The organism is Citrobacter farmeri, assembly GCF_019048065.1.
Taxonomy (GTDB): Bacteria; Pseudomonadota; Gammaproteobacteria; order Enterobacterales; family Enterobacteriaceae; genus Citrobacter_A; species Citrobacter_A farmeri.
The window spans coordinates 2,161,876-2,184,148 of the sequence record NZ_CP077291.1; the positions used below are offsets into that span (position 1 = coordinate 2,161,876).

Annotated in this window: 23 protein-coding genes; 14 read left to right on the top strand and 9 right to left on the bottom strand. The window is 55.0% G+C overall.

Features of this window, described 5'->3' with window-relative positions:
- Nucleotides 1–161 precede the first annotated feature (161 nt).
- The 3 genes from I6L53_RS10205 (at nucleotide 162) to tyrR (ending at nucleotide 4,307) form a co-directional block, all read left to right on the top strand.
- Complete coding sequence (locus I6L53_RS10205; protein ID WP_042319033.1) at nucleotides 162–1,559, top strand: YcjX family GTP-binding protein; 1,398 nt, start codon at nucleotides 162–164, stop codon at nucleotides 1,557–1,559.
- Nucleotides 1,556–2,617, top strand: coding sequence for a YcjF family protein (locus I6L53_RS10210; RefSeq protein WP_042318800.1), 1,062 nt, complete (start codon nucleotides 1,556–1,558; stop codon nucleotides 2,615–2,617). Before I6L53_RS10205 ends, I6L53_RS10210 begins: the two co-directional genes overlap by 4 nt.
- Before the next feature lie 148 nt (nucleotides 2,618–2,765).
- Nucleotides 2,766–4,307: a transcriptional regulator TyrR gene (tyrR, locus tag I6L53_RS10215; RefSeq protein ID WP_042318801.1), complete on the top strand. Its 1,542-nt coding sequence runs from the start codon at nucleotides 2,766–2,768 to the stop codon at nucleotides 4,305–4,307.
- Nucleotides 4,308–4,352: 45 nt separating this feature from the next.
- Here the strand turns inward: tyrR and tpx are convergent, their stop codons facing one another.
- A complete protein-coding gene (gene tpx, locus I6L53_RS10220) occupies nucleotides 4,353–4,859 on the bottom strand; it encodes a thiol peroxidase (protein ID WP_042318803.1) in 507 nt (168 codons plus the stop codon).
- 121 nt (nucleotides 4,860–4,980) lie between these two features.
- On the opposite strand from tpx, the gene ycjG reads away from it, so the two are divergent.
- On the top strand, nucleotides 4,981–5,946 hold the full coding sequence (gene ycjG, locus I6L53_RS10225) for an L-Ala-D/L-Glu epimerase (protein WP_042318806.1): 966 nt from the start codon (nucleotides 4,981–4,983) through the stop codon (nucleotides 5,944–5,946).
- Here the strand turns inward: ycjG and mpaA are convergent.
- Nucleotides 5,921–6,649, bottom strand: a complete 729-nt coding sequence (gene mpaA / locus I6L53_RS10230; protein ID WP_042318808.1) for a murein tripeptide amidase MpaA — start codon at nucleotides 6,647–6,649, stop codon at nucleotides 5,921–5,923. The two genes, ycjG and mpaA, sit on opposite strands and share 26 nt — an antisense overlap.
- 183 nt (nucleotides 6,650–6,832) lie before the next feature.
- Here mpaA and I6L53_RS10235 point away from each other — a divergent pair, with 183 nt between their 5' ends.
- The gene (locus I6L53_RS10235; protein ID WP_042318811.1) at nucleotides 6,833–8,446 is read left to right on the top strand and encodes a peptide ABC transporter substrate-binding protein; all 1,614 of its coding nucleotides are present in this window, start codon (nucleotides 6,833–6,835) and stop codon (nucleotides 8,444–8,446) included.
- A 35-nt stretch (nucleotides 8,447–8,481) separates the two neighbouring features.
- Here the strand turns inward: I6L53_RS10235 and I6L53_RS10240 are convergent, their stop codons facing one another.
- Nucleotides 8,482–9,252: a DeoR/GlpR family DNA-binding transcription regulator gene (locus I6L53_RS10240; RefSeq protein ID WP_042318813.1), complete on the bottom strand. Its 771-nt coding sequence runs from the start codon at nucleotides 9,250–9,252 to the stop codon at nucleotides 8,482–8,484.
- A 98-nt stretch (nucleotides 9,253–9,350) separates the two neighbouring features.
- Between I6L53_RS10240 and I6L53_RS10245 the strand changes: the two genes are divergently transcribed.
- Nucleotides 9,351–9,734, top strand: coding sequence for a VOC family protein (locus I6L53_RS10245; RefSeq protein ID WP_042318815.1), 384 nt, complete (start codon nucleotides 9,351–9,353; stop codon nucleotides 9,732–9,734).
- 84 nt (nucleotides 9,735–9,818) lie between these two features.
- On the opposite strand, the gene I6L53_RS10250 is transcribed toward I6L53_RS10245, so the two are convergent.
- Nucleotides 9,819–10,838, bottom strand: coding sequence for a mechanosensitive ion channel family protein (locus tag I6L53_RS10250; RefSeq protein WP_042318817.1), 1,020 nt, complete (start codon nucleotides 10,836–10,838; stop codon nucleotides 9,819–9,821).
- Between the two features lie 232 nt (nucleotides 10,839–11,070).
- Between I6L53_RS10250 and I6L53_RS10255 the strand changes: the two genes are divergently transcribed.
- Complete coding sequence (locus tag I6L53_RS10255; protein ID WP_042318820.1) at nucleotides 11,071–11,331, top strand: DUF2534 family protein; 261 nt, start codon at nucleotides 11,071–11,073, stop codon at nucleotides 11,329–11,331.
- Between the two features lie 46 nt (nucleotides 11,332–11,377).
- On the opposite strand, the gene uspE is transcribed toward I6L53_RS10255, so the two are convergent.
- From uspE to ogt, 3 genes are all read right to left on the bottom strand, one after another.
- Entirely contained in the window at nucleotides 11,378–12,328 is a 951-nt protein-coding gene (gene uspE, locus I6L53_RS10260) for a universal stress protein UspE (protein ID WP_042318822.1), read from the bottom strand.
- Between the two features lie 149 nt (nucleotides 12,329–12,477).
- Nucleotides 12,478–13,230, bottom strand: a complete 753-nt coding sequence (gene fnr / locus I6L53_RS10265; RefSeq protein ID WP_003020397.1) for a fumarate/nitrate reduction transcriptional regulator Fnr — start codon at nucleotides 13,228–13,230, stop codon at nucleotides 12,478–12,480.
- A gap of 194 nt (nucleotides 13,231–13,424) precedes the next feature.
- On the bottom strand, nucleotides 13,425–13,940 hold the full coding sequence (gene ogt, locus I6L53_RS10270; RefSeq protein ID WP_042318826.1) for a methylated-DNA--[protein]-cysteine S-methyltransferase: 516 nt from the start codon (nucleotides 13,938–13,940) through the stop codon (nucleotides 13,425–13,427).
- A 422-nt stretch (nucleotides 13,941–14,362) separates the two neighbouring features.
- Here ogt and smrA point away from each other — a divergent pair, with 422 nt between their 5' ends.
- A complete protein-coding gene (smrA, locus tag I6L53_RS10275) occupies nucleotides 14,363–14,926 on the top strand; it encodes a DNA endonuclease SmrA (RefSeq protein ID WP_042318828.1) in 564 nt (187 codons plus the stop codon).
- Here smrA and I6L53_RS10280 read toward each other — a convergent pair.
- Nucleotides 14,923–15,729 carry an IclR family transcriptional regulator domain-containing protein gene (locus I6L53_RS10280; protein WP_042318829.1) on the bottom strand — a complete coding sequence of 269 codons (807 nt, stop codon included), beginning with the start codon at nucleotides 15,727–15,729 and terminating at the stop codon, nucleotides 14,923–14,925. The genes smrA and I6L53_RS10280 overlap by 4 nt on opposite strands.
- 170 nt (nucleotides 15,730–15,899) lie before the next feature.
- Between I6L53_RS10280 and I6L53_RS10285 the strand changes: the two genes are divergently transcribed.
- The 6 genes from I6L53_RS10285 to pcaC are packed head-to-tail and all read left to right on the top strand — an operon-like array spanning nucleotide 15,900 to nucleotide 20,963.
- Nucleotides 15,900–16,589: a 3-oxoacid CoA-transferase subunit A gene (locus I6L53_RS10285; protein WP_042318831.1), complete on the top strand. Its 690-nt coding sequence runs from the start codon at nucleotides 15,900–15,902 to the stop codon at nucleotides 16,587–16,589.
- Nucleotides 16,590–16,599: 10 nt separating this feature from the next.
- Nucleotides 16,600–17,256 (top strand): 3-oxoacid CoA-transferase subunit B, encoded by a 657-nt coding sequence (locus tag I6L53_RS10290; RefSeq protein WP_042318834.1) that lies wholly within the window; start codon nucleotides 16,600–16,602, stop codon nucleotides 17,254–17,256.
- 9 nt (nucleotides 17,257–17,265) lie between these two features.
- Nucleotides 17,266–18,468 (top strand): 3-oxoadipyl-CoA thiolase, encoded by a 1,203-nt coding sequence (gene pcaF, locus I6L53_RS10295; protein WP_042318837.1) that lies wholly within the window; start codon nucleotides 17,266–17,268, stop codon nucleotides 18,466–18,468.
- A gap of 9 nt (nucleotides 18,469–18,477) precedes the next feature.
- Nucleotides 18,478–19,842 carry a 3-carboxy-cis,cis-muconate cycloisomerase gene (locus I6L53_RS10300; RefSeq protein WP_042318840.1) on the top strand — a complete coding sequence of 455 codons (1,365 nt, stop codon included), beginning with the start codon at nucleotides 18,478–18,480 and terminating at the stop codon, nucleotides 19,840–19,842.
- Nucleotides 19,820–20,584: a 3-oxoadipate enol-lactonase gene (pcaD, locus tag I6L53_RS10305; RefSeq protein WP_042318842.1), complete on the top strand. Its 765-nt coding sequence runs from the start codon at nucleotides 19,820–19,822 to the stop codon at nucleotides 20,582–20,584. Before I6L53_RS10300 ends, pcaD begins: the two co-directional genes overlap by 23 nt.
- Nucleotides 20,574–20,963, top strand: a complete 390-nt coding sequence (gene pcaC / locus I6L53_RS10310; RefSeq protein ID WP_042318844.1) for a 4-carboxymuconolactone decarboxylase — start codon at nucleotides 20,574–20,576, stop codon at nucleotides 20,961–20,963. Before pcaD ends, pcaC begins: the two co-directional genes overlap by 11 nt.
- A gap of 47 nt (nucleotides 20,964–21,010) precedes the next feature.
- Here pcaC and I6L53_RS10315 read toward each other — a convergent pair whose 3' ends face one another.
- A complete protein-coding gene (locus I6L53_RS10315) occupies nucleotides 21,011–22,243 on the bottom strand; it encodes a GGDEF domain-containing protein (RefSeq protein ID WP_042318845.1) in 1,233 nt (410 codons plus the stop codon).
- Between the last annotated feature and the right edge of the window lie 30 nt (nucleotides 22,244–22,273).

Genomic DNA, 22,273 nt, shown 5'->3' on the forward strand with positions numbered 1-22,273 from the left:
CGCATCGCTTTGACATATTTATGCCAGTAAATCGCTTTTCCGTTGTCACGACCTCACACCTGTTTTCCAGTGCCACAACACGGTTGATAATCAACGACCTGCCCCCACAATAAAGGTATGCGTTATACTTTTTTCTGGTCTTCAGGCATAACGGGATGGCGATGAAGAGACTGACCAATGAACTTAATGCGCTGGTTAATCGCGGCGTAGACCGGCATTTGCGCCTCGCGGTCACCGGGCTGAGCCGGAGCGGAAAAACCGCATTTATCACCGCAATGGTTAACCAGCTACTGAATATTCACGCCGGGGCGCGATTACCGCTGCTCAGCGCCGTGCGTGAAGAGCGCCTGCTCGGGGTGAAGCGCGTTCCCCAGCGCGATTTTGGCATTCCTCGTTTTACCTACGATGAAGGCCTGGCTCAACTGTATGGCGATCCGCCAACCTGGCCGACGCCCACTCGTGGGGTCAGTGAAATTCGCCTGGCGCTGCGCTATAAATCCAACGATTCCCTGCTACGTCACTTCAAAGAGACGTCGACGCTGTATCTGGAGATTGTCGATTATCCCGGCGAATGGTTACTCGATCTGCCGATGCTGGCGCAGGATTATCTGAGCTGGTCGCGGCAGATGACAGGACTCCTTACCGGCCAGCGGGCAGAATGGTCGGCGAAATGGCGACAACTGACGCAAGGGTTGGATCCGCTGGCAACCGCCGATGAGAATCGCCTGGCCGATATCGCGGCGGCGTGGACAGAATACCTGCATCAGTGCAAACAGCAGGGGCTGCATTTCATCCAGCCAGGGCGGTTCGTGCTGCCCGGTGATATGGCTGGCGCACCGGCACTGCAATTTTTCCCCTGGCCGGATGTCGACGCGTGGGGCGAATCCAGACTGGCCCAGGCGGATAAACAGACCAATGCCGGAATGCTGCGCGAGCGCTTTAACTACTATTGTGAAAAGGTGGTGAAAGGGTTCTATAAGAACCACTTTTTGCGTTTCGACCGCCAGATTGTGCTGGTGGATTGTCTGCAACCGCTCAACAGCGGGCCGCAGGCGTTCAACGATATGCGCCTTGCATTAACGCAACTGATGCAAAGTTTCCATTACGGCCAGCGCACGCTGTTTCGCCGGCTGTTTTCTCCGGTGATCGACAAACTGCTGTTTGCCGCCACCAAAGCGGACCACGTGACGATCGACCAGCACGCCAATATGGTGTCGCTGTTGCAACAGTTGATTCAGGATGCGTGGCAGAACGCGGCGTTTGAAGGGATCAGCATGGATTGTCTGGGGCTGGCTTCCGTCCAGGCAACCACCAGCGGATTGATTGACGTTAACGGCGAGAAGATCCCGGCGCTGCGTGGAAACCGCTTAAGTGACGGATCTCCGCTGACGGTCTACCCCGGAGAAGTACCGGCGCGACTGCCGGGACAGGCGTTCTGGGATAGTCAGGGATTTCAGTTTGAAGCTTTTCGACCGCAAAAGATGGATGTCGATAAGCCATTGCCGCACATTCGCCTGGATGCCGCGCTGGAGTTTTTAATAGGAGATAAATTGCGATGAGCGAACCGATAAAACCGCGGATTGATTTCGCCGGTCCGCTTGAAGTCGAGCAGAACCCGGCTTTTAAAGCGCAACAAACGTTTAGCGAGACACAGGCTCAGTCATTTGCCCCGGCCACCGTCGATGAGCCGCTGGAAGAAGAGGGGCAGGCCGAAGCGGTAATTGATGCGGCGCTGCGCCCGAAGCGCAGCTTGTGGCGCAAGATGGTGATGGGCGGGCTGGCGCTGTTCGGCGTAAGCGTGGTTGGACAGGGCGTACAGTGGACGATGAACGCCTGGCAAACGCAGGACTGGGTGGCGCTCGGTGGCTGCGCGGCCGGGGCACTGATTATCGGTGCGGGCGTGGGGTCGGTGGCAACCGAGTGGCGGCGTCTGTGGCGATTACGTCAGCGTGCTCACGAGCGTGATGAAGCGCGCGACCTGTTGCACAGTCACGGTGCCGGGAAAGGGCGGGCCTTCTGCGAGAAACTGGCGCAGCAGGCCGGAATCGACCAGTCGCATCCGGCGCTACAGCGCTGGTACGCCTCGATTCACGAAACACAAAACGATCGCGAGGTGGTCAGCCTCTACGCTCATCTGGTTCAGCCGGTGCTGGATGCCCAGGCGCGGCGCGAAATCAGCCGTTCGGCGGCGGAATCGACGCTGATGATAGCGGTCAGCCCGTTGGCGCTGGTGGATATGGCGTTTATTGCCTGGCGCAATCTGCGACTGATTAACCGCATCGCCACGCTGTACGGGATTGAGCTTGGCTATTACAGCCGTCTGCGTCTGTTCCGCCTGGTCCTGCTCAATATCGCCTTTGCCGGGGCCAGCGAACTGGTGCGGGAAGTGGGGATGGACTGGATGTCGCAGGATCTCGCCGCACGCCTGTCGACCCGCGCCGCGCAGGGGATCGGAGCCGGGCTGTTAACCGCACGACTGGGAATCAAAGCGATGGAGCTTTGCCGTCCGCTGCCGTGGCTGGATGATGACAAACCGCGTCTGGGCGATTTCCGGCGTCAACTGATCGGGCAGCTCAAAGAGACGTTGCAGAAAAACGGCTCAGCGCGAGAAAAGTAATGTTGTCGCAGGCGTTGACCGCGTAACTTTACGCCGAAACGCCTGTTTTTCCGTCATGCTGTCAATATTTGTTGACAGAATCCTTCCTGCTTCCCCATTCCTGGCTTATCATCTTATCTATAGCTCATTATTCAGGTGAAGGTCCCCCATGCGTCTGGAAGTCTTTTGTGAAGACCGACTCGGTCTGACTCGCGAATTACTCGATTTACTGGTGCTACGAAGCATCGATTTGCGCGGTATCGAGATTGACCCCATTGGGCGAATCTACCTTAACTTTGCCGAGCTGGAGTTCACTAACTTCAGTAGCCTGATGGCAGAAATTCGCCGCATTGCGGGCGTCACTGACGTACGCACCGTACCGTGGATGCCATCCGAGCGTGAGCACCTGGCGCTCAGCGCGCTGCTTGAGGCGCTGCCTGAGCCGGTCTTATCGCTGGATCTGAAAAGCAAGATTGAGATGGCGAACCCGGCGAGTTGTCAGCTGTTTGCGCTCAATCTGGAGCGGATGCGTAACCACACCGCTGCACAATTGATTAACGGTTTTAACTTCCAGCGCTGGTTGGAGGGGAATCCGCTGACCTCTCACAACGAACATGTGGTCATCAACGGGCAGAATTTCCTGATGGAAATCACGCCGGTCTATCTGCAAGGGGAAACCGACGAAACCATGCTCACCGGAGCGGTGGTGATGCTACGTTCAACTATCCGGATGGGGCGTCAGTTGCAGAATCTGGCCACTCAGGATGTGAGCGCCTTCAGTCAGATCATTGCCGTCAGCGGCAAAATGAAACACGTTGTTGAACAGGCGCGCAAACTGGCGATGCTGAGTGCACCGCTGCTGATTATCGGTGATACCGGCACCGGGAAAGATCTGTTTGCTCATGCCTGTCATCAGGCCAGCCCGCGTGCGGGTAAACCGTATCTGGCGCTCAACTGCGCCTCGATTCCTGAAGATGCGGTGGAAAGCGAACTGTTCGGTCATGCGCCGGAAGGCAAAAAAGGCTTCTTCGAGCAGGCGAACGGCGGTTCGGTGCTGCTTGATGAGATTGGCGAAATGTCGCCGCGCATGCAGACCAAACTGCTGCGATTCCTGAATGACGGCACGTTCCGTCGGGTGGGGGAAGATCATGAGGTCCATGTTGATGTACGCGTAATCTGTGCGACGCAAAAGAATCTCGTCGAACTGGTGCAGAAAGGACTGTTCCGGGAAGATCTCTATTATCGCCTTAACGTGCTGACGCTGAATTTGCCGCCGCTGCGCGATTGTCCGCAGGATATCATGCCGCTGACCGAACTGTTCGTGGCGCGTTTCGCCGATGAGCAGGGCGTGCCGCGTCCCAAACTGGCTGCCGATCTCAGTACGGTGTTGACCCGCTACGGTTGGCCTGGCAACGTGCGACAGTTGAAAAACGCGGTCTACCGCGCGCTGACACAGCTTGAAGGTTACGAACTGCGACCGCAGGATATTTTACTGCCGGATTACGACGCGACGACGGTTGCGGTAGGTGAAGATGCGATGGAAGGTTCGCTGGATGATATCACCAGCCGCTTTGAGCGCTCGGTGCTAACTCAGTTGTATCGCAGTTATCCCAGTACGCGTAAGCTGGCGAAACGTCTGGGGGTTTCTCATACCGCGATTGCGAATAAGCTGCGCGAGTATGGCCTGAACCAGAAGAAGGGCGAAGAGTAAAGAAATGCCTCCAGGAATGGAGGCATTTTTGTATGCCGGGATGACTTACGCTTTCAGCACTTCCAGTGCAGCGGCATAGTCAGGTTCGTTAGTGATTTCATTCACCAGTTGGCTGAAGATGACATTGTCATTTTCATCCAGAACGACAACCGCGCGAGCGGCCAGGCCTTTCAGCGGGCCTTCAGCGATTTCAACGCCGTAGTTTTTCAGAAACTCAGCGTTACGCAGCGTGGACAACGTGATGACGTTGCTCAGGCCTTCTGCGCCGCAGAAGCGCGACTGGGCAAACGGCAGGTCAGCAGAAACACACAGTACGACGGTGTTATCGATTTCGGTGGCCAGTTGGTTAAACTTACGTACCGATGCCGCGCAAACGCCGGTATCGATGCTCGGGAAAATGTTCAGCACTTTGCGTTTGCCTGCAAACTGGCTCAGTGCGACGTCAGACAGATCTTTTGCCACGAGGGTAAAAGGCTGCGCTTTGCTACCCGCTTGAGGAATGGAGTTGGCGACTGCAACCGGGTTGCCCTGGAAATGAACGGTTTGTGACATGGTTATCTTCCTGTTTACATATAGTTAACGTCACAGCTAGTTTATGCCAACAGCCGATAACACGGCAAACGCTATTTCGGCGTAGCGCACAAACCACCACGTCATGGTTTAAGGAGAAAAAATGCGTTCTGTGAAGGTCTACGAGGAAGCCTGGCCGTTACATACCCCTTTTGTGATTGCCCGTGGCAGCCGCAGTGAGGCGCGTGTCGTGGTGGTTGAACTGGAAGAAGAGGGCGTGAAAGGGACGGGGGAGTGTACGCCCTATCCGCGCTACGGAGAAAGTGATGCGTCGGTGATGGCGCAGATCATGAGTATTGTGCCGCAACTGGAAAAAGGGCTGACCCGGGAAGCACTACAGAAACTGCTCCCTGCCGGCGCGGCGCGCAACGCGGTTGACTGTGCGTTGTGGGATTTACAGTCGCGTCAGCAGCAACAAACGCTGACGGAAAGCCTTGGAGTGACATTGCCCGAGACAATTGCCACTGCCCAGACCGTGGTGATCGGTACGCCGGAACAAATGGCGGCCAGCGCGGCAGCGCTGTGGGAAGCCGGAGCCAGACTATTGAAAGTGAAACTGGACGATCGGCTGATCAGCGAACGCATGGTGGCGATTCGGTCGGCGGTACCGGAAGCGACCCTGATTGTTGATGCCAATGAGTCATGGCGGGCGGAAGGGCTGGCGGCGCGCTGTCAGCTATTAGCCGATCTCGGCGTGGCGATGCTGGAACAACCGCTTCCGGCACAGGATGACGCGGCGCTGGAAAATTTCATCCATCCGCTACCGGTCTGCGCGGATGAAAGTTGTCATACCCGTAGCAGCCTGAAGGCGCTGCACGGGCGCTATGAGATGGTCAATATCAAGCTGGACAAAACCGGTGGACTGACCGAGGCGCTGGCGCTGGCTGCTGACGCGCGCGAGCAGGGATTTGCGCTGATGCTGGGCTGTATGCTTTGCACGTCGCGGGCGATTACGGCTGCATTACCACTGACGCCGCAGGTTAGCTTTGCCGATCTTGATGGTCCCACCTGGCTGGCTGTTGATGTCGAGCCCGCGCTGCACTTTACGACCGGACAGCTTCATCCTTAGGATGCCAGCGCAGAAGCGTGGACATCGCCTGTAGGTATTTTTCGCTGGCCTCATCTGAAGAGATCGGCGGAAATTCAGCCGTGATGCAGGGCAATTCGAGATCTGCGCACCAACTGCCGAAAGAGCCGGGCGTTTCGTAACCCACGCTGGTCACCAGCGGCAGTTCGAACGCCTGCGCCAGCCATTCACCGAGTTCGCTGCTTCCGGGATCTTCAATACAGGCCAGCGGGTCATGGAAGGAGACCACCCACGCGGGGTGGATGCGATGTATCAACTGACATAATGCCTGAGTTTCTGGTTCTGAACCCGGATGTTCTCCCGTCAACAGAACGACGTCACGCGCTTGCGCAGCGCTGTTCCAGCGATATACCGTCTCTCCGGCTTTCCAGTTGGCTGACGGAAAATTGCGATTGAGATCGACGCCGTTAGCGTTTGCACGCAAACCGAGCTGACAGCCGTCCGGGTTTACCGCGAGGATCACATGGTGGCGGCGCAGCGAGGGCGTCAGCGTGCGCAGTGCGCAGGAGAGCGTGACCACCGACGCGTTTTCGTCGCCGTGCGTTCCCGCGATAATCAAACCACTGTCGCGACTGGCGGCGGAAGCCGGAAACCAGATCAGCGGAGCCCCCAGCAGTGAACGTCCATAATGTTCGGTTCCTGGCGGAAAGGCGCCGCGTTGTGCACGGGGGCGGGTAACGGTCATAAGCGTCTCTGAATTCAGGGATTATTACTCGCAGTGTTGTGCAAATCTGGTCGATAATCAAATCGTTTTCGCACGCACGGATTTTTAGTCGTAATATCAATTTTCTGCAGGAAGATGTTTGCATTTCCTTAAGGCGAAACAAATAATTACGCCATCGTGAATAAGCCGGATTGAGGGGACTCTATGAAGCACTCTGTTTCAGTAACCTGTTGTGCGCTGTTGGTTAGCAGCATTTCTCTGTCATATGCTGCGGATGTTCCCGGCACGGCGGTACTGGCGGAGAAGCAGGAGCTGGTTCGCCATATAAAAGATGAACCCGCGACGCTGGATCCGGCAAAAGCAGTCGGGTTGCCGGAAATTCAGGTTATTCGCGACCTGTTCGAAGGACTGGTTAACCAGAACGAGAAGGGTGAAATTGTGCCTGGCGTCGCCACGCAGTGGAAAAGTAACGACAATCGGATCTGGACGTTTACGCTGCGGGATAATGCACGCTGGTCTGATGGCACGCCGGTAACCGCGCAGGATTTTGTCTATAGCTGGCAACGGCTGGTGGATCCGAAAACGCTGTCGCCTTTTGCCTGGTTTGCCGCGCTGGCAGGGGTGAATAATGCCCAGGCGATTATTGATGGCAAAGTAACGCCCGATAAGCTCGGCGTGACCGCCATTGACACCCGAACCCTGAGAGTGCAACTGGATAAACCGCTGCCGTGGTTTGCTAATCTTACCGCCAGCTTTGCGTTTTATCCGGTGCAAAAAGCCAACGTGGCAAGCGGTAAAGACTGGACCAAACCGGGCAATCTGATTGGTAACGGCGCCTATGTGTTACAGGATCGCGTAGTGAATGAAAAGCTGGTGGTGGTGCCGAATACCCATTACTGGGATAACGGAAAAACGGTACTGCAAAAAGTGACTTTCCTGCCAATCAATCAGGAGTCCTCCGCCACCAAACGTTACCTGGCGGGGGATATCGACATTACCGAGTCGTTCCCGAAAAATATGTACCAGAAGCTGTTAAAGGACATCCCCGGACAGGTTTATACGCCACCTCAATTGGGAACCTATTACTACGCCTTTAACACACAAAAAGGCCCGACTGCGGATTCCCGCGTGCGTCTGGCGCTGAGCATGACCATCGATCGCCGCATTATGGCGGAGAAGGTGTTGGGAACCGGGGAAAAACCGGCCTGGCATTTTACACCGGACGTCACCGCCGGCTTTACGCCTGAACCGTCACCTTTTGAGCAGATGAGTCAGGAAGAGCTGAACGCGCAGGCGAAAACGCTGTTGCGAGCGGCGGGATACGGTCCGCAGAAGCCGCTTAACCTGACGCTGCTGTACAACACCTCCGAGAACCACCAGAAAATCGCCATCGCGGTGGCCTCGATGTGGAAGAAAAACTTAGGTGTGGATGTGAAGCTGCAAAACCAGGAGTGGAAAACCTACATCGACAGCCGCAACACCGGGAACTTCGATGTGATTCGTGCTTCCTGGGTGGGGGATTACAATGAACCTTCTACCTTCCTGTCGCTGTTGACCTCAACACACTCCGGCAATATTTCCCGTTTTAACGATCCGGCGTATGACAAAGTCATCACCCAGGCGACGATGGAAAATACCGATAAAGCGCGTAATGCCGATTACAATGCGGCGGAAAAAATCCTTATGGAGCAAGCGCCGATCGCACCAATTTATCAGTACACCAACGGGCGCTTAATCAAACCGTGGCTGAAAGGGTATCCGATCATGAACCCGGAAGACGTGGCCTACAGCCGGACCATGTATATCATTAAGCACTAACCATCCGTCAGCAGGCGCGGGATCGCGCCTGCTGATTACACCGTGTAAATGCGAATGTCATGTTCGCGAAACGCCTCGCAGTATTCTTTGCTAATGTTCGCCTCAACCACAATGACGTCGATTTCACTGCTTCGGGCGACAACATAGCGAGCCACCGCCGGGATTTTGTCCGCCGTCAGCGCCACAATGGTTTCATTGCACTGTTGGAGCACCGCACGCTTAAATTCACAGTCGGCATAATCGAACCCGGTCAGACCGGATTCTGGCGCCATCGCACAGCCGCCGATAAAGCCCTGGTCGAATAACATACCCTGAACCTGCGCGATCGCCGATGCGCCGACGCAACCGCCGGAAGAACGCTGCAACTGGCCTCCGAGCATGATGACGTCGTACAACGGCTTTTTCAGCAGTACGGCGGCAATTTCCGGTGAGTTGGTGACCACGGTCAGAGAGAGTTCTGCCGGGAGAGCCTCCGCCATCGCCAGGTTGGTCGTGCCGGTGTCGATAAAAATACAGCTGCCTGATTTGACCAGTCGTGCGCATTTTTGCGCGATGTTGCTCTTTTGATCGGGTTTCTTCGCTTTTCGCACTGAATAGTCACCCGCCTCTGGCAGCATCATCACCGCGCCTCCATAGACTTTTTTGCAAATTCCTTCCTTACTGAGTTCGTGAAGATCGCGGCGTATGGTGTGCTCCGACACGTTCAGTCGGGAAGCGAGGTCACTGCATACCACGCGCCCATTCTCTTGCAGGATCTGCTGAATCAGGGCTTGTCGTTGTTCCGGGAAAGCTGCATAATCGAGCATAATGAATCCTGAAAACTCTATCATCGAGCAATAAAAGGCATGATCGGGCAAAACGGTGGGTACTGTCAATCTTCTGACGGATTAAGACGAGGTGAAATATGAAAATCGCACACATGGCGCTATGGACCACAGAGCTGGAGGCGCAGGCACGTTTCTGGACGGATTTTTTTGATGGTACGCGCAATGAGAAATACAGCAGCAAGAACAATCCCGGATTCGAGTCTTACTTTGTGCGCATTGGGGATGATATTGCGATTGAACTGATGACGAAACCCGCCCTGCGTGCTCTGCGTCCGGATAACCAAACGACCGGCTGGGTACATCTGGCTATCGCAGTTGGCAGCGCTAAAAAAGTCGATGCGCTGGCACAAAAGGCACGGGTGCAGGGGATTCTGGTTTCACCGCCGCGTACTACCGGGGACGGGTATTATGAAGCGGTCATTAAAGACCCGGACGGAAATTACATCGAAATCGTTGAATGAACAGATAATAACGCCTTGTTTGAATATAGTGCCTCAGGCAGATATCTCCTGAGGCAATCATGTGTAGGGCAGGGGCGTTTTGCTTTAACTCTGACTGCTATTATCGATATACAGCGTCTGGCTTGGGAAGGCGAAATCCGCGCCGTGATTCTGGACAATATCAATAATATTAAGATAAACCTGTTGCTGTACGGCCAGCCACTCTTCCCAGACCGTCGTGCGGGTAAAGCAATACACCATAATATTTAACGAGGAGTCGCCAAAGCCATTGAAATAAACCAGTAGCGTTTGTTGTTGATCGATATCGGCATGGGTTTGTAGCATCTGCCTTATTTCAGTGACAATAGCACCGATTTTGCTGGCATCTTCGTAACGTAGCCCGACGACCGTGTTGATTCGGCGGTTGCTCATGCGGCCTGGATTTTCAACGCTAATCGAAGAAAACACGGAGTTAGGGACGTATAGCGGACGATGATCGAAAGTGGTAATTTTGGTCATCCGCCAGCCAATTTCCGCCACGGTGCCTTCAATATTGCGATCCGGAGAACGGACCCAATCCCCGATACTGAACGGGCGATCAAAATAGAGCATAATACCTGAAAAGAAATTACTCAGAATATCTTTCCCGGCCATCCCGACCGCGATACCGCCAATTCCGCCAAAGGTGAGTAAACCCGACAGACTCATACCGAAGTGTTCGCCATAAAGCAAAACAATAACAATAACGAGCGTGATCTTGATAATCCGCGATAAAATACGCGCACGGGTAACATCCCGACCTTTATTAATTTGCGATTTTTCAAACTGGTTAATGAGCAGAAACAGTTTCAGGGTCAGAATCAGCGCAATGAGCGACGTACAGATAAAGTCAACAAAGCTGGATGAGATCGCGCTGATATGATAATGCGCAATGACCGTGTTAGCGACGCTACCCAATGTGCTAATGATCAGAGTGTAAATAAGGAACTGGGTGACATGCAGAATAAATCCTTTCTTCTTTTTATTGCCGTGGCGAAACAAAAAGTTCATCAGAATTAAGCTGAAGAGACTACTTAAAATAACTGTCACATTGAAAATATTTTTTACGAACAGGTCAGTAAACATAGTTATCACCGGCTCTCCGGTTCCTTTTAAATAACAGCAATATAGCCACAATCTTAATCATGATACTCAGGATAAACAGCGGCGTCATCAAAGAATCGTGGCGATAAATAGTGTTATTGGCGTTTTCATGCCAACAAGATTTCAATGTGACGTATTTGTGAGTGAAGACTTTTGCCTGTTGTCATGGTATTGTTGCGATAAAGTAACGTAAAATCAGTAACAGAAGGGCACTATGATGATGGAAAAGCTAAAGACGGCGAAGGGCAAAAAGTTTCTGCTGTGCCTGCTGGGGGTGTTTATCATTGCCGCATCGGTTGTCACGCGCGCCACGATTGGCGGGGTGATTGAACAGTATGATATTCCGCTTTCTGACTGGACGACGTCGATGTATATCATTCAATCATCAATGATTTTTGTCTATAGTCTGGTTTTCACCGTGCTGCTGGCCATCCCGTTGGGGATTTATTTTCTCGGTGGCGAGGACAAACGCTAAAAGCAAAGGCCCGTTCATTCGGGCCTTTGCTTGCTGTTACGACGCGTTAATCGTCTTCATCGTCGTCGAGTTCAACAGGCGTCTGGTACTGATCGGGTTTGATGACCAGCAGGTCACATCGCAGGTGATCGATGACCTGTTCCGCCGTGTTGCCCAGGAACGCGGCGGAAATCCCGGTCCGGCCTACCGTCCCCAGAACCACAATCCCTGCCTGCAGATGCTCCGCTAAATCGGGGATCACTTCTTCCGGCAATCCTTTTTCGACATGGGTGACTTTCTCGTCGATGCTGAATTTTTGCCGCAGCGCTTTCATTGCCAGCAGGTGCTGACCACGAATGGCATCGTTATAGACGCTGGGATCAAATTCCGGCAGCTCGATGGCGATATTGATAGGGGTGACGGGGTAGGCGCCGACCAGATGCACCTCTGTATGGTTGACCTGCTCGGCGAGTTGCAGCGTCTCTTTCACCAGCTTTTCATTCAGCGCATTGTGGTAAGGCTCTTCGCTGGCAAGGTTTACTGCCACCAGCGCTTTACCGCCTTCCGGCCAGGGTTGGTCTTTCACCATCCACACCGGGCTTGGGCATTTACGCAGCAGATGCCAGTCGGTCGGGGTGAAGATCACCGCTTCCAGCCTGTCATGCTGATGCGCCATCTTCAGCACCAGATCGTGCCCGGCGCTGATCACTTCCTGGATAATGGCTTCAAAAGGACGGTTGTGCCAGACCACTTTAATTTCAACAGGAACGCCTGCTTCGATGTAGTATTTTGCTTGTTCGCGTATCCAGGCCGTCCGTTGACTAATGACGCCCTGACGCATGGCGGTGCGCTCATCAGGCGACAGCAGGGTGGTCATTTCGTAGGAAAAGTCATAGATCGGCAAAAAGGCTTTAATTTTGCCACCAATCCGTTGATGCAAATAAACCGCACGCCGTAACGCAGGTTGATCGTCCTGATTCGGATCGATAACCACCAGCATGTTTTGATACATAGCCATACAGGGTCTCCTTACAACTGTCATCGCAGTTTGTAACTAAAAGAGTAACCCAAGAATGTGAATTGAAACAGGGAAGAACCTTCTGTCAGATCAATAAATCAGGAAAATTTAGCGATTCGACAGAAGGGTTTCAGAAGGTTGCGGAAAGATTAAGCAACGTTGCGGGTGTGTCCGGCGAGTACCGCCAGCGCATCACTGTTTTCGATAGTGATGTATTTTCCTTTCACCGCCAGCATTCCGCTCTTCTGGAAGCGACCCAACAGGCGGCTGATCGTTTCAACGGTCAGGCCAAGGTAGTTACCGATATCACCACGGGTCATGGTCAGACGGAATTCACGTGGAGAGAAACCTCGCTGCGCAAAGCGACGGGACAGATTATAGATAAATGCTGCCAGGCGCTCTTCCGCGTTTTTCTTCGACAGCAACAGAATCATATCCTGGTCGCCTTTGATCTCACCGCTCATCAGTCGCATCATCTGCTGACGCAGATTCGGCATTTTGCCGGACAGATCGTCGAGTGTCTCAAACGGGATTTCGCAGACCATTGAGGTTTCCAGTGCCTGCGCAAAACTCGGATGATGCCCGCTACCGATGGCGTCGAAACCGACCAGGTCACCCGCGAGGTGAAAGCCTGTAATCTGCTCATCGCCTTGTTCAGTAATGGTATAGCTCTTGATCGTACCGGAACGAATGGCATAGAGCGATTTCAGCTCATCACCCGCTTTAAACAGCGTCTGGCCTTTCTGGATCGGCTTTTTACGCTCGATAATATTATCAAGCTGATCAAGCTCATGCTCGTTAAGTGTGAACGGGATGCAAAGCTGGCTGATACTGCAATCCTGGCAATGGATAGCACAACCGCCAGACTGAATGCGCCGTATAATTCGCTTTTCCGGGATCATAGGTCTGCTCAAGCCGTAATTGATATTTGTCAATTTTAACATCTTTTTGGTGAGCACGTAAGTCTGAGCTAACCCCAATAGCGGATAATTCCGGCATGTGTGAGCAAATTATTTCTATCCCTTTGAAAATCCGAACGTTCCGTGTAACGTCTTTACGTAAAAGTGTGAGCAAGAAGGCACGAATTGCCTGGATATTACAGCAACAGGTAACCTTCATGGCGCAATAGCCACTCTTTCCGCTGCACGCCGCCAGCATAACCGGTCATGGTGCCGTTGCGTCCGATGACGCGGTGGCAGGGCACCACAATGCTGATTGGATTCGAACCGTTCGCCGCGCCAACCGCACGCGCTGCGCCAGGACGACCCAGCTGTTCGGCCAACTGGCCGTAATGCATCACCTGACCACAGGGAATAGTGCGTAACGTCTGCCAGACTTCCCGCTGAAAAGGGGTTCCGCCGGTAGCGGTAGGCAGCGTATCGATCGCGCTGAGGTTGCCGGCAAAGTAGTCGGCCAGTTTATCGCACAGGCCGCCCGGATTCGTCTCGCTGATGCGGGTATACCCTTCGGCACGGTAATGGATATCCAGCAGTTGCACCATACGCTCACTGTACTGTTCCCACTCGATGGCGCGCAGCCTGTACTGCTCATCGCAAATCACCCAAAGCGGACCCAGCGGGGTCGCCATTTTTTCTTCCAGTAGTGTCAGCATCGGTTGCCTCATTGGCATGCAGTCGGTGGGCGTCAACGTATCATGGTCGTTAGCAGCAGTGCTATACCTCTGATTTAGGATAAAAAAATAGAGCCTGTCGACATCCGCCAGACTCTACAGTACACACAGCAGTATATCCTTCATGTGTTCCCGTTATTATTCCGTGTGGCGGGTAATGTCTTATAGCAAGAACCGTTTACTGATGCCAGCCATCATGGGTGATTGATTTCACGAAAATCTAAGTTAAATCAAACGGATTTAAGAATCACTCAATATGAGTTAATCACGGTTAAAATTGACAGGACTTAGTGAACCATGGCTGTATGACAACCCGATGTTAACTGGAAACATCTGTAAACCGTTGTCGCCCTTATGGGGGACGGCTATGATAGTGGCTGTCTTTAAAAGCGGGAGGACACAACATGAACCTTGACGACAAATCGTTATTTCTTGACGCCATGGAGGATGTGCAGCCGCTGAAACGTTGTGCCGACGTTCACTGGCAGCCCGTGCGCAATGCGCGTACCCCGCAGCGCATTGATACCCTCCAGTTGGATAATTTTCTCACCACCGGTTTTCTGGAGGTTATCCCGTTGACGCAGCCGCTGGCGTTTCGTCGTGATGGGGTGCAACAGGGCGTGCTCGATAAACTGCGCTCAGGGAAGTACAGCCAGCAGGCGAGCCTGAATCTGTTGCGTCAACCCGTGGAAGCGTGCCGTCAACAGTTGTTCAGTTTTCTTCTCCAGTCGTTAGAGGATGGTCTGCGCAACGTGCTGATCATTCATGGTAAAGGGCGGGACGATAACTCACATGCCAACATCGTGCGCAGCTACGTGGCGCGTTGGCTGACCGAATTTGACGACGTTCAGGCTTACTGCACGGCGCTGCCGCATCATGGCGGCAGCGGGGCGTGTTACGTGGCGTTGCGCAAATCCGCGCAGGCGAAGCAGGAAAACTGGGAGCGCCACGCCAAACGCAGCCGTTAATGCAGTAAAAGTGACAACTCCTGCGCGGCTTTCTGCAACTCAGGCAGCACCCGGCTGCGCAGCTCGTCCGCCGTCACCTGACCGGCATGCACCCCCACGTTCAACGCGGCCTGTACCTGACCCTGACTGTTCATCAGCGGTACGGCAATTGAGCGCAGTCCCATCTCCAGTTCCTGATCGTTTAACGCGTAGCCTTGTTGTCGTACTTTCTTCAGTTCGGCGCGCAGGGCGGGAACGGAATCCACGGTTTGCGAGGTGTAGCGGATCATCGTGATCCGCCCGAGCATATCGTTCAGTTTATCCTCAGAAAGATGGCTGAGCAGAACGCGTCCCATCGAGGTGGACCACGCGGGCAGCCGACTGCCGATGTCCAGATCGATGGTCATAATGCGTGAACTGGAGGCGCGGGCGATATACAAAATATCGTCACCGTCGAGGGTGGCGATGGAACAGGACTCATTGAGCATTTCACTCAGATGCTTCAGCACCGGTTGAGTGGCGCGAACCAGCGGCGTGGAGGCCAGGTAAGCATGTCCCAGCGCCAGGATACGCGGGCGTAATTCAAAGTTTTTCCCATCTTCGGCATAGACAAAACCCAGTTTTCCCAGCGTATACAGACAGCGTCTGACCGCCGCGCGTGGGATCCCGGTTTTCTGGCTAATCTGCGAGATCGACATAACCCGCCGTTGTGGCGTAAACGCCTGAATCACCTCCAGCCCGCGGGCGAGTGAGGCCATGTAATTAGGGTCGCCCTTGAACGGATCGGCCTCATTGTTCAGTCGGTCATCAGGATGTTTTTCCACTGTTTTCCTCTCGTTGTTCGCCACGGATCACATTCTTCGCACAAATATAAATGATGTTCGATAATCGCACCATATTTCGATTATCGCCCTTGCCTGACTTCGTTAAGTGGGTCACATTTTGTGCGAACAACGCAAAAACGTGCGAAATACGCACCACAAGGAGCGAGCTGATGATTGATAAAAGTGTGCCTTCGCTGGAGGAGGCCATCGCCGGGATCCCGGATGGTGCCACCATCATGATTGGTGGCTTTGGTACCGCCGGACAACCCACCACGTTGATCGATGCGCTGATTGCGCAGGGGGCTCGCGACCTTACCATCATCAATAACAATGCGGGCAATGGTGAGGTCGGTCTGGCGGCGCTGTTGAAGGCCAGACGCGTGCGCAAAATGGTTTGCTCCTTTCCGCGTCAGGTGGACTCACAGATTTTTGACGCCCTGTATCGCCGTGGCGAGGTTGAGCTGGAACTGGTGCCGCAGGGCAATCTGGCGGCACGGATTCAGGCCGCCGGGGCTGGACTGGGGGCTATTTATACCCCCACGGGCTATGGCACTCCGCTGGCGGAAGGGAAAGAAACCCGCCATATCGAAGGCAAAGACTATGTGCTCGAATACCCGATCAAAGCCGATTTTGCTCTGATTAAGGCACACCAGGCCGATCGCTGGGGGAATCTGGTGTACCGCAAAGCGGCACGAAACTTTGGCCCGATCATGGCGACTGCCGCGAAAACCACCGTGGTAGAGGTGAATCAGATAGTGCCTCTCGGTGAACTTGACCCTGAGCACGTCATCACGCCGGGTATTTTTGTCCAGCGCGTGTTTTCTCTGGAAAACCTCACCCACGCAGCGCGGCGCGCGTAAGGAGTAAACGATGAAGAAATTATCTCGTGACGAAATGGCCAGACGCGTGGCACAGGATATCCCGGAAGGGGCATACGTCAATCTGGGGATCGGCTTGCCGACCCGCATCGCCAACTACCTGCCACCGGAAAAAGAGATTTTCCTGCACAGCGAAAATGGTCTGCTCGGGATGGGACCGAAACCCGCAGAAGGGGAAGAAGACCCCGAACTGATTAACGCCGGGAAAGAGTTTGTCACGCTGCTACAGGGGGGGTGCTATTTCCACCACGGCGACTCTTTCGCCATGATGCGCGGCGGGCACCTGGATATCTGTGTGTTGGGGGCGTATCAGGTTTCCGCATCCGGGGATCTCGCCAACTGGAGTACCGGGGCGCCGGATGCGATCCCGGCCGTGGGGGGCGCGATGGATCTGGCGATCGGTGCGCGCCAGGTGTTTGTGATGATGGACCACCTGACCCGCGACGGTGAGTGCAAACTGGTTGAGCACTGCACCTATCCACTGACGGGCATGGGCTGTGTCAGCCGTATTTATACCGATCTGGCGGTGATCGATATTACCGACACGGGCCCGGTAGTCCGGGAAATTTTCAACGGCCTCTCTTTTGAAGAATTGCAACGTTTGACGCCGGTAACGCTGAGCCGTGAACCGCTGGCGCAAAGCGCATAAGGAACTATGATGAATCAGGCATTTATCTGCGATGCAGTGCGGACACCTTTTGGGCGTTTCGGCGGAGCGCTGGCGAGCGTCAGGGCTGACGATCTGGCTGCTATTCCGCTTAAAGCGCTGCTTGAACGCCATCCAGGCCTCGATCCGGCGCTGATCGATGACGTGATTTACGGCTGCGCAAATCAGGCGGGGGAAGATAACCGCAACGTCGCGCGGATGGCGCTGCTGCTGGCCGGGTTGCCGGAAAGCGTTCCGGGCAGTACGGTAAACCGTTTGTGCGGTTCCAGTCTCGATGCTATTGGCATCGCCGCGAGAGCGATTAAAAGTGGCGAAACGCAGCTGATGATCGCGGGCGGAGTGGAGAGCATGTCGCGTGCGCCATTTGTGATGGGTAAAGCAGAAAACGCCTTCAGTCGTAACATGAAAATCGAAGACACCACGATTGGCTGGCGCTTTATCAACGCGCAAATGAAAACACGCTATGGTGTCGATTCTATGCCGGAAACGGCGGAAAACGTGGCGCAGGAGTTTGGCATATCGCGCGCCGATCAGGATGCCTTTGCCCTGCGCAGCCAGTTACGCACTGCTGCCGCTCAGGAGCAGGGACTGTTTGCGCAAGAATTGATTCCTGTGACAGTGTCACAGAAAAAAGGCGATCCGCTGATCTTTCGCGAGGATGAGCATCCGCGAGCAACGTCGCTGGAGGCGCTCGCCAGGCTGAAAGGGGTGGTTCGCGCTGACGGTACGGTATCGGCGGGCAACGCGTCTGGCGTCAACGACGGTGCCTGTGCGTTGCTCATCGCCAGTGAACAAGCGATGGCGCAGCAGGGGTTACAACCGCTGGCGCGCATTGTTGGTGTGGCAACCGCTGGTGTCGCCCCGCGAATTATGGGCTTTGGCCCGGCACCGGCGGTCCGCAAGGTGCTGGCGCAAACAGGCTTAACGCTCAGCCAGATGGATGTTATCGAACTTAACGAAGCGTTTGCCGCGCAGGCGCTGGCGGTGATGCGTGATCTGGGTCTGGCCGATGATGCTGCGCAGGTGAACCCTAACGGCGGCGCGATTGCGCTTGGCCACCCATTAGGGGCATCGGGCGGTCGTCTGGCGATGACCGCCGCATACCAGCTACAGCGCACCGGCGGTCGCTATGCGCTCTGTACGATGTGCATAGGCGTTGGCCAGGGGATCGCATTAATCCTTGAACGTGTGTAAGGAGCAGGAATGACCTTGCTAACCCCGTTGATGCGCGGCACCGCGCTCACGGCACAATTTTCAGACATACAGCTTCTTCAGGGGATGCTTGATTTCGAGGCCGCGCTGGCCCGCGCGCAGGCCGCCTGTGGCGTAATCCCGGCAACGGCCGTCGGGCCTATCGTCCAGGCCTGTCGCGCGGAGTTGTTTGACAGGCACGCGCTGGCGGAAGCGGCGCGGGCAGCCGGCAATCTGGCTATTCCGCTGATAAAACACGTAACCGCACGGGTAAAGAACGCGGATCCCGATGCGGCACGTTATGTTCACTGGGGCGCAACCAGTCAGGACGTGATTGATACGGGTTTCGTGCTGCAACTGCGTGCCGCGCTGAATCACACGCAACGCGCACTGGGTCAATTGACAGACACTTTTGCCCGCCAGGCATTGCGCTACCAGCACACCGTCATGCCCGGACGCACCTGGATGCAGCAGGCGCTGCCGGTGACCTGGGGGGCAAAACTGGCGAGCACGCTTGATGCGCTGCTGCGCTGGCAGGAACGCCTGCAACAGCTGCTGCCGCGCGTCCAGGTTCTGCAGTTTGGCGGTGCGGCGGGAACGCTGGCGTCACTTGGGCAGGATGCTCTACCGGTGTCCGCGCGGCTTGCTCAGGAACTGGCGCTGACGCTACCGGATACCCCCTGGCATACTCAGCGCGATCGGTTACTGGAAGTCGGGGCATGGTACGCCGGCGTCGGCGGTACGCTCGGTAAGTTTGCTCAGGACTTCGCGCTGCTGATGCAAACCGAAGTGGCGGAGGTCAGCGAACCTGTCGCCGCCGGTCGGGGCGGATCGTCGGCGATGCCGCATAAGCGAAATCCGGTGAGTTGTGCTGCGATCCTGACCTCCACGCAGCGAACGCCAGGGCTGATGGCCACACTGTTTAGTTGTCAACTGCAGCAGCATGAACGCGCGCTCGGCGGCTGGCAGGCCGAGTGGGAGGTCCTGCCGGAGATCGTTATGCTGGTTGGACATGCACTGGAGGAAACGCAACTGCTCGCCATGAATATGCAGGTCTTCCCGCAAAAAATGCGTAACAACCTGGACATCACCCACGGCCTGATGATGGCGGAAGCGGTCACTCTGGCGCTGGCGGCATTTATCGGCAAACAGGACGCGCATCATTTGATTGAAGGTCTGTGCCATCGCGCGATAGAAAACGATTGCTCCCTGCATGCGGTACTTGTCGATGACCCGCAGGTGATGGCGCATCTTAATGAATCTCAGCTGGCGGCATTACTGGACCCCAACACGGCGACCGGCAGCGCGGCACAATTTGTTCAACGTGTGCTGGCACGTTATGAGGAACGACAACATGGAACTGAATTACCAGATTGATGGCCCGGACGATGCGCCGGTGGTGGTGTTATCTAATTCCCTGGGCACCACGCTTGCCATGTGGACGCCACAACTTGCGGCGTTGAGCGCACAGTATCGGGTCTTGCGCTATGACACGCACGGACATGGGGCTACGCGTAAAACGGGGCCCACCGATCTCGCCCGGCTGGGGCAGGATGTGATTGCGTTGCTTGACCACCTGGACATTCCGACAGCGCATTTTTGCGGGATCTCGATGGGAGGGCTCACCGGGCTCTGGCTTGCCTGCCATCAGCCTCAGCGACTGCTGAGCCTGACGGTGATAAACAGCGCGGCACGCATCGGTGATGAGGCGGGCTGGCACGCTCGCGCGCAAAGCGTTCGTCAGAACGGACTGCACGATATTGCCGTCAGCGCACCTGAACGCTGGTTCAGCCCGTCTTTTTGTCAGTCTGCACCGCAAACGGTCGCTGCACTGTCTCAGCAACTCGCGGACGCATCTGCAGAAGGATACGCTGCCTGCTGTGATGCGCTGGCAACGGCGGATTTGCGTGAACAGATTAGCTGCATTACGCGACCCGTACTGCTGATCGCAGGAGAGGATGACCCGGTCACCACCGTGGCTGATGCCCGGTTTATGCATCAGCATATTGCTGGTTCTGTGCTGGCGGTGGTGAAGGCGTCCCACTTATCCACTATTGAAGCACCGGCCGCTGTGAACGCGGCGTTATTATCGTTTCTGGGAGATCACCATGCAGGATGAAGAACGCTATCAGCAGGGAATGGCCGTGCGCAGGGCGGTGCTGGGCGATGCGCATGTTGACCGCACCGTGCAAAATCTGACGCCGCTGAACGAAGAATTTCAGGACTTTATTACCCGTTATGCCTGGGGGGATATCTGGAGCCGCCCCGGGCTGGATCGGCATACACGCAGTATGATAACCATTGCGATGCTGATTGCGCTGAATCGAGAGGCGGAGTTGAAAATGCATCTCAATGCCGCGTTCAACAACGGCGTGACGCGTGAGGAACTGAAAGAGCTGATTATGCATTCGGCGCTTTACTGCGGACTGCCCGCCGCCAATGCGACGCTGCATTTGGCGCAGCAGGTTTTTGACCAGCGCGACGCCGCCGGGAAGTGAGTCCGGATTTCCCCGGCGACGGTGCGCGTCGTCGGGGAGCATCGTTTTCAGGCTGCGAGCACCCGGTTTCGCCCATCGTTTTTGGCCCGGTATAGCGCCGCATCTACCCGTTTAAACAACTCATCGATACTTTCATTTGGCTCGTGATGGGCCACCCCGATGCTTACGGTAAAGCGCGGCAGGCCGGGAAGGCCAATTTTCGCCACCGAGGCGCGAATGGATTCGGCTAACTGCAGCGCGGTTTCCAGCGGCGTGCGTGGTAACAGCAGAACAAATTCCTCGCCGCCCCAGCGGAACACCAGGTCGCCTTTGCGAGCACTGGACTCCAGGTTTCGCGCCAGTTCGCAGAGAACCTCATCCCCTTTCAGGTGGCCATACAGATCGTTAATGCTTTTAAACCGGTCAGTATCAATGAGCAGCAGGCTGTAATCCTGGGGCAGGGACAGATGTTGCATCTGTCCCTGTTCAGTCAGTTGATAGAACTGACGACGGTTGAGCAGTCCGGTCAGCGCATCGTGCAGCGCGGCGCGCTCCAGTTCTTGTTCGAGGCGTTTTTGTTCAGTGATGTCGTGAATGATGCACAGCATTAGCCTGTCGCCGTAGATTTCAATCGGTCCGGCATAGGTCTGCACATGACGGGTGGTGCCATCGGCAATTTTATGGACAAAATTTAACGGCTTATGTCCGCCGGGAAGTCGCGCAATCTCATGCATAATCGGCAGAATCTGCCGCCCCAGCATATTGATTTCCCACGTATGCTTCTGGCACATCGCTTCCAGACTGTAACCGTAGAAATTAAGGGCCGCCAGGTTAGCATCGACAATCAGGCCATCTCTGGATGGGTCGATCAGCAGCATGGGGGCGGAGTTAGTGAGAAAGAATCGGGCGTAAAATCCCTGCTTCTTACGTTGATAGGTTGCCGAGCGACTGGCCTTTAACCCCTGCGCCGCCGGGGTATCAAGGCCTTCGAAAAGAATCACTTCCCCGGAATCCGGTAGATCTTTAATCGACAACCGGCAAGTGAGAGCAGCCTGATTATTTTCACGAAGCACCGTCAGAATCTCGACAATATCCCGGTGGTTGCGAAGATCCGTAATATAGTTTGGTAAGGCAGTCTGCGCGTGAGTGGAATACACCCCCTTACGCAATTGGCTGAAGGTGTATCCCTGCATTACCTCTCTGGCGATGCGATTGGCAAAGAGTAATTCCTCGGTGTCTGGAGAGACGATCCAGACCGGGAGTGTTAATAAATCCAGTGCATTCAGGTTATGTGCAATCATCAGTAATCCTGTTATTTTTATTAATTATTT